The organism is Pseudomonas sp. Sample_9 (genome assembly GCF_004307535.1).
Lineage (GTDB): Bacteria > Pseudomonadota > Gammaproteobacteria > Pseudomonadales > Pseudomonadaceae > Aquipseudomonas > Aquipseudomonas mercuritolerans.
This window is the reverse complement of sequence record NZ_RAZO01000064.1, coordinates 1-10,538: the sequence shown is the minus strand read 5'-3', so window position 1 is coordinate 10,538 and position 10,538 is coordinate 1. Positions and strand designations below refer to the sequence as shown.

Genomic DNA, 10,538 nt, shown 5'->3' with positions numbered 1-10,538 from the left:
TGCCTGAGTTGGGCGAAATGCGCGACGAATGCGTCTGTAGCGAAGAATTCTTCCTGCGCCCGGGCGAAGAGAAATCCCTGCACGTAGCGCGAGCCGCATTCCAGGGCGAAATTCAGCTGCGCTTCGGTTTCGACGCCTTCAGCGATGATCCAGCAGCCGGTTTTTTCGGCCATCTGCGCAAGTGCTTTGACCACGTCACTGCTCGGTCCGCCGAGGGCCGCAGCCTGAAACAGGCGCATGTCGAGCTTGAGAATGTCCGGTTGCAGGGCCAGCACCCGATCCAGCTGCGAATAGCCGGCGCCGAAATCATCAATGGCGATTCTTGCCCCTGCGTCACGATAGCGCCCGACCACGTGGGCCAGGCGTTCGCTGTTACCACCCAGTTCGGTGATCTCGAAAACGATGCGCTGCGGATCAACCTGGTGTCGCGCCAATTGCTTGAGACTTGGCAGCGCTTGATCGGCGCGTAGCCGGCTGATCCAGCGTGGCGACATGTTCAGGCTGAGAAACCACTCCGCCGGTGCTTCATGCAGGCGGCTGAGGGCGTGGTCACGGATCTGCCGATCGAGACGGCGCAAGGCAGTGGCCGGAGTGCGCGGATCGGCGAACAATGGTCCGACCGAGGTCAGTTGACCATCGCTCTGACGCAGGCGACCCAATGCTTCGACGCCTGCGATGCGGCCGGTGGCGGTATCGATGAAAGGCTGAAAACAGGCGAGCGGTTGCCCGTCGATCACGGCAAGTCCTTAATCTTGTTTTTGGTTTGGCCGCGTCTGCCGGATAGGCACGCGGGACTGAATCCCCCGATAGGGAGATTCATCCCGGCGCTATTGCAAGAATGTAGCCAGAGGGGCGCGTCAGCGTTTGCCCGAGCTGTGCATGACCAGTCTGATCAGCGGCCCAAGCGTCGTGCCCAGACGCAGCAGTCGCGTCAAACCGCCACCACTGCTGCGTTTCGAGCCTTTGCCGGTGAGGAAACCCAGCAGCGTCACCGCCGCCACGCCCCACAACGGCGCGTGCTTGATGCCGAAACCGTCCTGCACGTTCTGCTTCATTCCACGCATGCGCTGCAACGGCTGCAGCACTTGCGCGGTTTCGTGGCGGATTTCCTGTCGGTGCATTTCCATGCGCAGGCGGATCAGTGCCTTGCGCATTTCCCGACGTGAGCTGTTGTGCGGAAGTTCAGGCAGGCTCATGGCAGCAGGCGCTCCCGGTCGTTGGCCAGCTCTTCGAGCGTGCCGTGGAAAGGCGAGGACTCATCGAAAATCGCTGCTTTGAGGCGCAGGCCGCAGAAGATCGACGCCAGCGTGTAAAACACGCACAGGCCGATGATCGCCGCCAGGCGGTAGGTGTCCCAGAAGATGATCATCACCAGCGTCGACAGACCCACCAGCAACAGCAGGGCAAACACCAGCGCCAGGCCGGCGAACAGCAGCAGGCTGACGGTGCGTGATTTCTGCTCCTGCAATTCGATGCCGAACAACTCGACATGACTGTGCAGCAGGCCCAGAACGGCAGCGCCGAGGCGACGCGTGGAGGAGGCGGTGCCCGCAGTCGGGCCGGATTCACCGATCGACATGATCAGCGCCGAGTTGCCAGCAGGCCGATCAGAAAGCCGACGCCGGCAGCGATGCCCACCGATTGCCATGGGTTGGCCGATACATAGTCTTCAGTAGCGGTGACCGCCGCCTGACCGCGTTCGCGCAGGGTGTCTTCAGTCACTTTCAGGGTTTCCCGGGCACGCAGCAGGCTGTCGTGAATCTGGGCACGCAGCTCATCGGCCTGATCGCCAGCGAGGGTCTTGGTGTGCTCGAGCAGGCGTTCGGTGTCGGCAACCAGAGTCTGGAAGTCGTTCATCAGGATTTCTTGAGCAGTCTTTGCCTTGATGCTGGCCATTGGTGGATCTCCGTAGGTGGCTTTGAAGCGTTCGAGTATGAGCCTTGCGTGAAGGTTCAGTGCAAATGCCTGGTACAACTTTTGCTGTGTCGTGGTGCGTCGCTCGGTGCGCGTGCGCTGTTGCCGGGCGTCCGCGCAGAAAAAACTCTAATTCATTTGCTCGCGGTTCGTGATCGGACATCGATCTGTGCGCCAAATCAGCTCATCGACCCTGCGGTTGCATGAATGGTGAGTCTTGATTTGGTGCATGAAATGCCCGCATGAACCGCTTTGGTGCCTTTTAGCCTTGGGTCTGCCTCCTCATGGAAAATCTGCAAAGCGCTGTGGACACGCTGGTTCACAGCTCCAATACATTGTTCATCCTGATCGGTGCGGTGATGGTACTGGCGATGCACGCCGGTTTCGCCTTTCTGGAGGTCGGCACGGTCCGGCAGAAGAACCAGGTCAATGCACTGGCGAAAATCCTCAGCGACTTCGCCGTCTCGACACTGGCCTACTTCTTTATAGGCTATTGGATCTCCTATGGCGTCACCTTCATGCAACCGGCAGCGGTGCTCACGGCTGACCACGGCTATGGCCTGGTGAAGTTTTTCTTCCTGCTGACCTTTGCTGCCGCGATCCCGGCGATCATTTCCGGCGGCATTGCCGAGCGCGCGCGGTTTGTTCCGCAGTTGTGCGCGACGGCGCTGATCGTGGCGTTTATCTATCCGTTCTTCGAGGGCCTGATCTGGAATGGCAACTTCGGCTTGCAAGGCTGGCTGGCGGCGCAGTTTGGCGCGGCATTTCATGATTTCGCCGGCTCGGTGGTGGTGCATGCCGTGGGCGGTTGGCTGGCGTTGGCCGCTGTTCTGCTGCTCGGCCCGCGCAATGGTCGCTACCGCGATGGGCGCCTGGTCGCGTTCGCGCCGTCGAGCATTCCGTTTCTGGCGCTGGGCTCGTGGATCCTGATTGTCGGCTGGTTCGGCTTCAACGTGATGAGCGCGCAAACCCTGCAAGGTGTCAGTGGCCTGGTCGCGGTCAACTCGCTGATGGCCATGGTCGGTGGCACCGTCGCGGCGTTGATCGTCGGGCGCAATGACCCGGGTTTTCTGCACAACGGCCCGTTGGCCGGATTGGTGGCGATTTGCGCCGGATCCGACCTGATGCATCCGGTGGGTGCGCTGGTGACGGGGGCGATCGCCGGAGCCTTGTTTGTCTGGTGCTTTACCGCTGCGCAAGTCAAATGGCGCATCGACGATGTGCTGGGCGTATGGCCGCTGCATGGTTTGTGTGGCGTGTGGGGCGGGATTGCCTGCGGCATCTTCGGTCAGTCTGCGCTGGGTGGCCTGGGCGGCGTCAGCCTGATCAGCCAGTTGATCGGCACCGGGCTCGGCGTTGTGGTGGCGCTGGTTGGCGGCTTCGTGGTTTACGGCGCGATCAAGGCATTGCATGGGCTGCGCCTGAGTCAGGAACAAGAGTATTACGGCGCCGACCTGTCGCTGCACAAGATAGGCGCGGTGAGTCAGGACTAAATTTCCTCATCATTGGCTCCGGGATAGAAACCGTGGAGCAGGCGATAGCGATCGATGCGCACTTGATCGACCTTCTCCTGCACTTTGTGCGCGGGCAGGCCGAGCATGATCAGCGCATGTGAAGCGAGCATCAGGCTCGACTCCAAAAGCTCCGGCACCACCTCGGTGGCGCCGGCGGCTCTGAGCTCCGCCGATTGGCTGTCGTCACGGGTGCGTACCAGAATCGGCACCTGTCGGTTGAGTCGCCGGGCTTCGCGCAGAATGCGCAACGCCACGTCACTTTGATCCACGGCAATCACCAGCAGCCTGGCGCGCAACAGGCCAACCGCAGTAAGCAGATCGCCACGCGCCGAGTCGCCGTAATGTACGTCGCTTTCCGCAGATGCGGCTTCCTGCACCCGCACCGGATCGTTGTCCAGCGCAACATAGGCTTGCCCGGCGTTGCCCATGAAGCGGCCGATGGATTGGCCGACGCGCCCGTAGCCGCAGATCACCACGTGCTGGTCGAGGTCGGCGTTGAGCGCGCTGATCTGTTCGATCTGCGCCTCCTGATTGGGCTTGCGGTGCAGCACGGCGGCAATGCGCGGCGCCGCACGCAACAGCAGTGGCGTGAGCAGCATCGAACAGAACGTCGCCGCGAGCAGCAGGGCGCCCGGTTCGGCCGGCAACAGGCTGTTCTGCTGCATCTGCGCCATCAAGGCAAAACAGAATTCGCCACCCTGGGCCAGGGCCAGGCCGCTGCGCCATGCGGTTTCGCTGTCACTGCCGCGCCACTTCACCAGCAGCGCGACCACGATGCCCTTGATCAGCATCAGGCCGAGCGTCAGGCCGATGATCAACAGGCTGTGACTGACGAACAATTGCAGGTCGATCAGCATGCCGATGCTGACGAAGAACACGCCGAGCAGAATGTCGCGAAAGGGCCGGATGTCAGCTTCGATCTGGTGCCGGTAATGGCTTTCCCCGAGCAACATGCCGGCGAGGAAAGCGCCGAGTGCAGGCGACAGCCCCAACAAGTGCGTGAGCCAGGCAGTCAGCAGCACGATCACCAGCGCCAGCAGGACGAACAGCTCCGCAGAGCGCGAGGCCGCCACCTCATGAAACAGCCGTGGCAATAACCAGCGACTGGCGAGCAGCAGGCCGAAGAACAGCACCACGGTTTTCCCCAGGGTCAACGGCAAGGCCCAATACCAGGCCTGCTCGCTGGTGCCGGCGAAGACCGGAACCAGTGTCAGCAGCAATACCGCGACAACGTCCTGAAACAGCAATACCCCGACCGCGTTCTGGCCGTGGCTGCTGAATACTTCACCGAGGCTGCCCAGCTCCTTGGTCACGATCGCCGTGGATGACAGCGATAACCCTGCACCGAGCAACAGCGCTGGCATCAGCGGCATGCCCAGGCCCATCAACAGTGTGCCGAGCAGCGCTGTGCTGATCAGCACTTGCTGACTGCCGAGGCGAAACACAACCTGACGCAGCGCAATCATCTTCGACAGGGAGAACTCCAGACCGAGCGAGAACAGCAGGAACACCACGCCCAACTCGGCGACATCCGGCAGGTGTTCGCTCTCGTTGACCCAGTCGAACGCGTTCGGCCCGACCAGCAATCCCACGCACAGGTAACCCAGCACCGGCGGCAGTCGCAGGCGCCGGAACAGGGCAATCACCACCAGGGATGAGGCGAGGATGATCAACAGATTTGCAAACACGGGACACTCCGCTGTCAGGGCGTTGGCCTCTGAAGCGTAGAGGCAAAAAGTCCGCGAGGATGACGCATTTGCAATTTGCGCTGAATGATTTGCGTCAGGATTTTGCGCCGGGAGCGCTGGGTCCTTTGGGCGGCGCCGGGTCGACGAGGGTTTAGTGGCGTCCTAGAATGGGCTCACTTGTTTTCCGGTAATGCCGTCATGTCTCCAGAATGTCAGCTGTTCGGCACCCTCGGGTGTCATCTGTGTGAAGTTGCCGAAGCCGAGCTGATGCCCTTCGTCGAGCATGGTCTGCTGGTTGAATTGGTGGACATCGCCGAAGACGAATCGTGGTTCGAAAAATACAGCTTGCGCATCCCGGTACTGCGGCGGGTTGACACTGGCGCTGAGCTGGATTGGCCGTTCAGTGGCGACCAGGTAGTGGCATTTTTAGGCTGTTGATTTTGCCTTGATCCTTTCCGCTGGTCGCAGCGATACATCCTTGCGTTGGCGCTCGCTGAATTCTTCGGTTACTGTATGTCCATACAGCAATCGAGTCAGAGGGATGAACCGTGGTCAATGTCGAACAGTTGAAGAGCAGCGTTAACCGGATGTCGGTGGACGTGGTGCGCGAGGCCGTCCTCGAATTGCGCCTGGACGGGCTGGTCACGGAAGGCAAGACGCCGTTCAACAAGCTGCATTTCAATACCTGCTTTGCCGAAATCGAAGCGTTGTTTCAGCGCGCCGGTTATCACAAGCAACTGGATGTGGTCGGTTATCAGGGGCTGTTGTACGCCTTGTACGATCCGGGACGCTGGGAAGCGGTCGATGTGTTGCGCTGGCTGAAGGAGTTCACCGAAGCGGCGGCGCTCAAATCGATTCCGGCCTGATCAAACTGCGCTAGGTGGCTTTGCCTCGGTGTTGGATAATGCCGGCCCGCATTGAGGATTTCCGTTTCGTATGTCCAGTCCCGTATTTTCCGCTGCGCACAATCAGGCCAGCACCTTGTACTTGCCGCCCGGGCACTGGCTGACGGTATTCGATTGCCTCTGCGAGCACTTCAGTGCCATCGGCCGCGAACAATGGCTCGACCGCATTGCTCGGGGGCGGGTCCTGGATGCGCAGGGCCAGCCAATTGCGCTGGACTTGCCGTACAAGGAAGGGCTGCGCATTCATTACTTTCGTGAGGTGCCGGACGAAAAGCCGATCCCGGTTCTCGAGTCGATTCTCTATGCCGATGAGCATCTGGTGGTGGCCGACAAACCTCACTTTCTGCCAGTCACCCCGGCCGGAGAATATGTCGAACAAACCCTGCTGCGCCGGCTGATCCGTCGGCTGGACAATCCGCATCTGGTGCCGCTGCACCGTATTGACCGGCACACCGCAGGGCTGGTGATCTTCTCGGCCAATCCGCAGACCCGCTCGGCCTATCAGTCATTGTTTCCGACCCGGCAGATCGACAAGCGCTACGAAGCGATTGCCCCGGCGTTGCCCGAGCTGAATTTCCCTCTGGTGCACAAGAGCCGCCTGGTGGATGGCGAGCCGTTTTTCCGCATGCAAGAAGGGCCTGGCACCAGCAATACCGAAACGGCGGTCGAGGTGCGTGAGAAAAATGGTGATCTGTGGCGCTATGGCCTGTATCCCGTGACCGGCAAAAAGCATCAGTTGCGGGTGCACATGACGTCGCTGGGAGCGAGTATTTGCAACGATCCGTTTTATCCGACTGTGTTGAAAGATGTCGAGGACGATTACGCCAACCCGTTGAAGCTGCTTGCGCAAGGCCTGCGCTTCATTGACCCGGTGACCGGGGAATTACGGGAGTTCGAGAGTCGAATCACCTTGCAGTGGTAATGCTGAAGCTGCTTTCCGAGCGCCCATGAAAAAGCCCGCATGACAATGCGGGCTTTTCTGTATCCGGTAACGACGCGGAGCCTTACAGCTCTTTAACGGTACGAACCTGATCCTTGTTGATGCGGGTCTCTTTGCCGTCCAGCTGCTGGAACTCGTAGAAGCCCGAATCATCATCGTATTTCGGGGTGTCGACGGCCTGGATTTCGCGACCGTCATTCAAGGTGATCACTGTCGGCGAGGAGCAACCGGCGAGGGTTGCCAGGCCCAGTGCGAGCATGAAAGTGGCGAGGGTCCGTTGGGTCATGAGTGTGTCTCCGAATGGGAAATCTTCTGGTTACTGAGCTTGAGACGTAAACAAGGCGTGAGAGTTCCTTGCATGGTGTCAGTCTGACACAGTGTTGTGCAGATGTAACAATTGCGGGGTGTTGAGGTTGGCCAGCCGCGGATCGTTTTCGGGGCACTGCAACGCGACGGCGCCGAGGCTGCGCATTACCCGCCCCGGGCTACGTTCGCCAGCATTCCATGCCGCTTCGAACGCTGGCAACAGCGCCACCGGAATCACGCACAGCAGCGGTTCCCAATGTTCGCCATGGCGCAGCATTAAAGGTTTTTCACGTTGCTGATCGGCAGTAACCAGCATGTCCTTCAGCAGCGCCTCGTCGATTCGCGGCACATCGCAGGGCAACACCAGCAAATGCGAATGCCGTGCAGCCTTCAGCCCTGCCCGAATCCCGGCCAACGGCCCGGGGAAATCGCCTTCATCATCCATCACCAACTGATCGGCAAACCCGGCATAACGCTCGCGATTGCGGTTGCACGAGATGATCAGATCGTCGGTCAACGAACGCACCTTGCGCTGCAAATGCCCGATCAAAGGCTCGCCCAGCCACTCGATAAGCCCCTTGTCCTGACCGCCCATGCGCTGGCCGCGTCCACCCGCCAGAAGCAGGACTGAGCAGGATGGCAATTGGCTGTTCCAGGGCATGACGACTCTCCAGAGGGGCGGCGGAAAAATGAGCCGCTGTGATATAACACCGGGCTGTTTCCCCTACAACTGGAAGAGCCTATGAAAGCCAAGGCTGATGTACCTTTCGTGCCGCTCAATATTGCGGTGCTGACTGTCAGCGACACCCGAACCCTGGAAACCGATACCTCCGGCCAGGTCTTCGTTGATCGCTTGATCGCGGCCGGCCACGCGCTGGCCGAGCGGGTTTTGCTTAAAGATGATCTCTACAAAATTCGCGCGCAAGTCGCCAACTGGATTGCCGACGATGTGGTTCAGGTTGTGTTGATCACCGGCGGCACCGGCTTCACCGGGCGTGACAGCACGCCGGAAGCGGTGGCATGCCTGCTCGACAAACAGGTCGACGGATTTGGCGAACTGTTCCGCCAGATATCCGTGGCCGATATCGGCACTTCGACCGTGCAGTCCCGGGCCTTGGCGGGTCTGGCCAACGGCACGCTGGTGTGCTGCCTGCCGGGTTCGACCAATGCGGTTCGCACCGGCTGGGATGGCATCCTCGCTGAACAACTGGATGCCCGTCATCGTCCGTGCAATTTCGTCACCCACCTGAAGCAGGCGGCGCCTTGTGAAACCCGTGGGTAAGCCGGGCAAGACTGGCAGTTTGCTGCCCGTCGAAACGGCGCTCGAGCGTTTGCTGGCAATGGCCGATGCGTCGCGCATTGTCGAGCGCGAATATTTACCGCTGTCTCAACTCGAAGGGCGGGTGCTGGCGGAAGATCTGATTTCGACGCTGGATCTGCCGCCTTGGCCGAACAGCGCCATGGACGGCTACGCCTTGAACCTGGCGGATTGGCAGGGCGAGCCGCTGCCAGTCAGCCAAAAAGTTTTTGCCGGGCAGTCTCCGCAACCGTTGGAGCCTGGTAGCTGCGCACGCATCTTTACCGGGGCACCGCTGCCGCCGGGCGCCGACTGTGTCGAGATGCAGGAAAACGCTGAAGTCCAGGCCGACGGCCGAGTGCGCTTCCTCGAGCCTTTGAAAGCCGGGCAGAACATTCGTCCGCAGGGCCAGGAAACCACGGTCGGTGAATTGGTGCTGCAAGCTGGCACCCGGCTCGGACCGATTGAGCAGGGCTTGGCTGCTTCGCTTGGCTGTGCCGGCGTCAACGTCGTGCGCAAGCCGCGGGTGGCGGTTCTGTCCACTGGAGACGAACTGGTTGAACCCGGTCAGGCATTGGGTCCGGGCCAGATCTACAACAGCAACCGCGTACTTCTGTGCAGTTGGCTGCAGCGTCTGGGTTGTGAAGTGATTGATGGCGGAATTCTCCCGGACGATCTGCCCACCACGCGGGCGCGGTTGGGCGAGCTACAAAATGTCGATCTGATTCTGTCTACCGGCGGTGTCTCGGTCGGTGAGGCGGATTTCCTCGGCATTGCCCTGCGTGAAGAAGGCGAGTTGGCCTTGTGGAAGCTGGCCATCAAGCCTGGCAAACCGTTGACTTTCGGCCATTTCCGCAACGTGCCGGTGATTGGCCTGCCCGGCAATCCCGCCTCGACGCTGGTGACGTTTGCCTTGCTGACACGCCCTTATCTATTGCGACGCCTCGGGGCGCAGGACGTCGAGCCGCTGAAGTTTGCAGTGCCCGCAGGCTTTGTCTGGCCGGTGGCCGGCAATCGTCGCGAATACCTGCGCGGGCGTCTGGAGCAGGGGCGAGCAATCATTTATCGCAACCAGAGCTCGGGTGTGCTGCGCAGCGCGGCGTGGGCCGACGGGTTGGTGGAAGTCCGAGAGGGCCGCACGCTGCACGAGGGTGATGAAGTGAGCTTCATTCCGCTCAGTGACCTGCTGGGCTGACCGTTCTTGCCCAAGCACGCGTCGGCTGATGTGCGCGGCGCGTGCGACAAGTGATTCGGTCAGTTGCTGATCAGGGTCACCAACTGGTCGAATCGGCTGTTGGCCACCCATCCCAGCAGTCCCAGGATGACAGCGGTCGCACCCGCCGAATACGCCAGACGGTGTTTGATCGTGCGGACGTCATTGAGCACTTCGTCCATGTCGCGGCGCATGTATTTGAAGTGGGTTTCCAGCTCGCTGACACGGGGTTCCATATCAAACTCTCCAGTGGGCTTGGTGCTGTTACAGAAGTCTGGTTTCTTGCTGGCACGGCTTTCGGCGAGAGCGGCGACCGGGCTCACCGGTGCCTTGGTTTCATGGTTGTGCATGGAAGTACTCGCTGATCGTATCGATTGCACGCCTGCTGGTTTTTCCGTTGCGCGATTCATGAAAATAAATCGGGGGGTATCCGTTCATTACCGGCACATCCTTGTGTTATTGGGTTGAAGGTTGAAGGTTGAAGGTTGATGCTGCCAGCACACGGTGACCCATGGGGTGGGCGGGGTCAATTGAGCCGATTCCTCTTGTTTCGTAAGAAAAAATACCGCCGTGTAGGACGCCAGCTGTTGGATGAGCAATTAATTGCCAGCTCCGTGGCTTTTTTAAGGCGCACAGTGGTCAAGATGTTTCAATCGATTCAATTCTTGGAGTGACGTTATGAGTGAACGCCGGGCACTGCTGATCTTGCATGGCAAACAGGCACTCAACGAGGATGTCCGCGCTGCCGTCGAAGCCAAGCG

At 60.3% G+C, this 10,538-nt stretch carries 14 protein-coding genes; 6 read left to right on the top strand and 8 right to left on the bottom strand.

Annotation, left to right across the window (positions count from 1 at the left end):
* From D6877_RS03890 to D6877_RS03875, 4 genes are all read right to left on the bottom strand, one after another.
* A partial coding sequence (locus D6877_RS03890; protein WP_130909916.1) for an EAL domain-containing protein occupies nucleotides 1-737 on the bottom strand: 737 nt, incomplete at its 3' end.
* 120 nt (nucleotides 738-857) lie between these two features.
* Nucleotides 858-1,196 (bottom strand): hypothetical protein, encoded by a 339-nt coding sequence (locus D6877_RS03885; protein WP_016770844.1) that lies wholly within the window; start codon nucleotides 1,194-1,196, stop codon nucleotides 858-860.
* Nucleotides 1,193-1,579, bottom strand: a complete 387-nt coding sequence (locus tag D6877_RS03880; protein ID WP_008079909.1) for a phage holin family protein — start codon at nucleotides 1,577-1,579, stop codon at nucleotides 1,193-1,195. The genes D6877_RS03885 and D6877_RS03880 overlap by 4 nt, the downstream gene beginning before the upstream one ends.
* Before the next feature lie 2 nt (nucleotides 1,580-1,581).
* Entirely contained in the window at nucleotides 1,582-1,896 is a 315-nt protein-coding gene (locus D6877_RS03875) for a YqjD family protein (protein ID WP_016770842.1), read from the bottom strand.
* A 302-nt stretch (nucleotides 1,897-2,198) separates the two neighbouring features.
* Here D6877_RS03875 and D6877_RS03870 point away from each other — a divergent pair, with 302 nt between their 5' ends.
* Complete coding sequence (locus tag D6877_RS03870; RefSeq protein WP_130909915.1) at nucleotides 2,199-3,407, top strand: ammonium transporter; 1,209 nt, start codon at nucleotides 2,199-2,201, stop codon at nucleotides 3,405-3,407.
* Here D6877_RS03870 and D6877_RS03865 read toward each other — a convergent pair.
* On the bottom strand, nucleotides 3,404-5,116 hold the full coding sequence (locus D6877_RS03865) for a monovalent cation:proton antiporter-2 (CPA2) family protein (RefSeq protein ID WP_016770839.1): 1,713 nt from the start codon (nucleotides 5,114-5,116) through the stop codon (nucleotides 3,404-3,406). The two genes, D6877_RS03870 and D6877_RS03865, sit on opposite strands and share 4 nt — an antisense overlap.
* Before the next feature lie 198 nt (nucleotides 5,117-5,314).
* Here D6877_RS03865 and D6877_RS03860 point away from each other — a divergent pair, with 198 nt between their 5' ends.
* The 3 genes from D6877_RS03860 to D6877_RS03850 all read left to right on the top strand — a co-directional run bounded on the left by D6877_RS03860 (nucleotide 5,315) and on the right by D6877_RS03850 (nucleotide 6,943).
* Complete coding sequence (locus D6877_RS03860) at nucleotides 5,315-5,554, top strand: glutaredoxin family protein (RefSeq protein ID WP_122611525.1); 240 nt, start codon at nucleotides 5,315-5,317, stop codon at nucleotides 5,552-5,554.
* Nucleotides 5,555-5,664: 110 nt separating this feature from the next.
* The gene (locus D6877_RS03855; protein ID WP_016770837.1) at nucleotides 5,665-5,982 is read left to right on the top strand and encodes a hypothetical protein; all 318 of its coding nucleotides are present in this window, start codon (nucleotides 5,665-5,667) and stop codon (nucleotides 5,980-5,982) included.
* Nucleotides 5,983-6,052: 70 nt separating this feature from the next.
* Entirely contained in the window at nucleotides 6,053-6,943 is an 891-nt protein-coding gene (locus D6877_RS03850) for a pseudouridine synthase (RefSeq protein WP_130909914.1), read from the top strand.
* Nucleotides 6,944-7,025: 82 nt separating this feature from the next.
* On the opposite strand, the gene D6877_RS03845 is transcribed toward D6877_RS03850, so the two are convergent.
* Nucleotides 7,026-7,247: a YgdI/YgdR family lipoprotein gene (locus tag D6877_RS03845; RefSeq protein ID WP_016770600.1), complete on the bottom strand. Its 222-nt coding sequence runs from the start codon at nucleotides 7,245-7,247 to the stop codon at nucleotides 7,026-7,028.
* Nucleotides 7,248-7,325: 78 nt separating this feature from the next.
* Nucleotides 7,326-7,928 (bottom strand): molybdenum cofactor guanylyltransferase MobA, encoded by a 603-nt coding sequence (gene mobA / locus D6877_RS03840; protein WP_130909913.1) that lies wholly within the window; start codon nucleotides 7,926-7,928, stop codon nucleotides 7,326-7,328.
* An 81-nt stretch (nucleotides 7,929-8,009) separates the two neighbouring features.
* On the opposite strand from mobA, the gene moaB reads away from it, so the two are divergent.
* Nucleotides 8,010-8,549, top strand: coding sequence for a molybdenum cofactor biosynthesis protein B (gene moaB, locus D6877_RS03835; RefSeq protein ID WP_130909912.1), 540 nt, complete (start codon nucleotides 8,010-8,012; stop codon nucleotides 8,547-8,549).
* Nucleotides 8,533-9,759 (top strand): gephyrin-like molybdotransferase Glp, encoded by a 1,227-nt coding sequence (gene glp, locus D6877_RS03830; protein ID WP_130909911.1) that lies wholly within the window; start codon nucleotides 8,533-8,535, stop codon nucleotides 9,757-9,759. Before moaB ends, glp begins: the two co-directional genes overlap by 17 nt.
* 59 nt (nucleotides 9,760-9,818) lie before the next feature.
* Here glp and D6877_RS29310 read toward each other — a convergent pair whose 3' ends face one another.
* Nucleotides 9,819-10,127 carry a hypothetical protein gene (locus D6877_RS29310; RefSeq protein ID WP_178083628.1) on the bottom strand — a complete coding sequence of 103 codons (309 nt, stop codon included), beginning with the start codon at nucleotides 10,125-10,127 and terminating at the stop codon, nucleotides 9,819-9,821.
* Between the last annotated feature and the right edge of the window lie 411 nt (nucleotides 10,128-10,538).

Coding starts and splice junctions, on each gene's coding strand:
- D6877_RS03885 (WP_016770844.1), bottom strand. CDS start 1,196: ATGAGCCTGCCTGAACTTCCGCACAACAGCTCACGTCGGGAAATGCGC.
- D6877_RS03880 (WP_008079909.1), bottom strand. CDS start 1,579: ATGTCGATCGGTGAATCCGGCCCGACTGCGGGCACCGCCTCCTCCACG.
- D6877_RS03875 (WP_016770842.1), bottom strand. CDS start 1,896: ATGGCCAGCATCAAGGCAAAGACTGCTCAAGAAATCCTGATGAACGAC.
- D6877_RS03870 (WP_130909915.1), top strand. CDS start 2,199: ATGGAAAATCTGCAAAGCGCTGTGGACACGCTGGTTCACAGCTCCAAT.
- D6877_RS03860 (WP_122611525.1), top strand. CDS start 5,315: ATGTCTCCAGAATGTCAGCTGTTCGGCACCCTCGGGTGTCATCTGTGT.
- D6877_RS03850 (WP_130909914.1), top strand. CDS start 6,053: ATGTCCAGTCCCGTATTTTCCGCTGCGCACAATCAGGCCAGCACCTTG.
- D6877_RS03845 (WP_016770600.1), bottom strand. CDS start 7,247: ATGACCCAACGGACCCTCGCCACTTTCATGCTCGCACTGGGCCTGGCA.
- mobA (WP_130909913.1), bottom strand. CDS start 7,928: ATGCCCTGGAACAGCCAATTGCCATCCTGCTCAGTCCTGCTTCTGGCG.
- moaB (WP_130909912.1), top strand. CDS start 8,010: ATGAAAGCCAAGGCTGATGTACCTTTCGTGCCGCTCAATATTGCGGTG.
- D6877_RS29310 (WP_178083628.1), bottom strand. CDS start 10,127: ATGCACAACCATGAAACCAAGGCACCGGTGAGCCCGGTCGCCGCTCTC.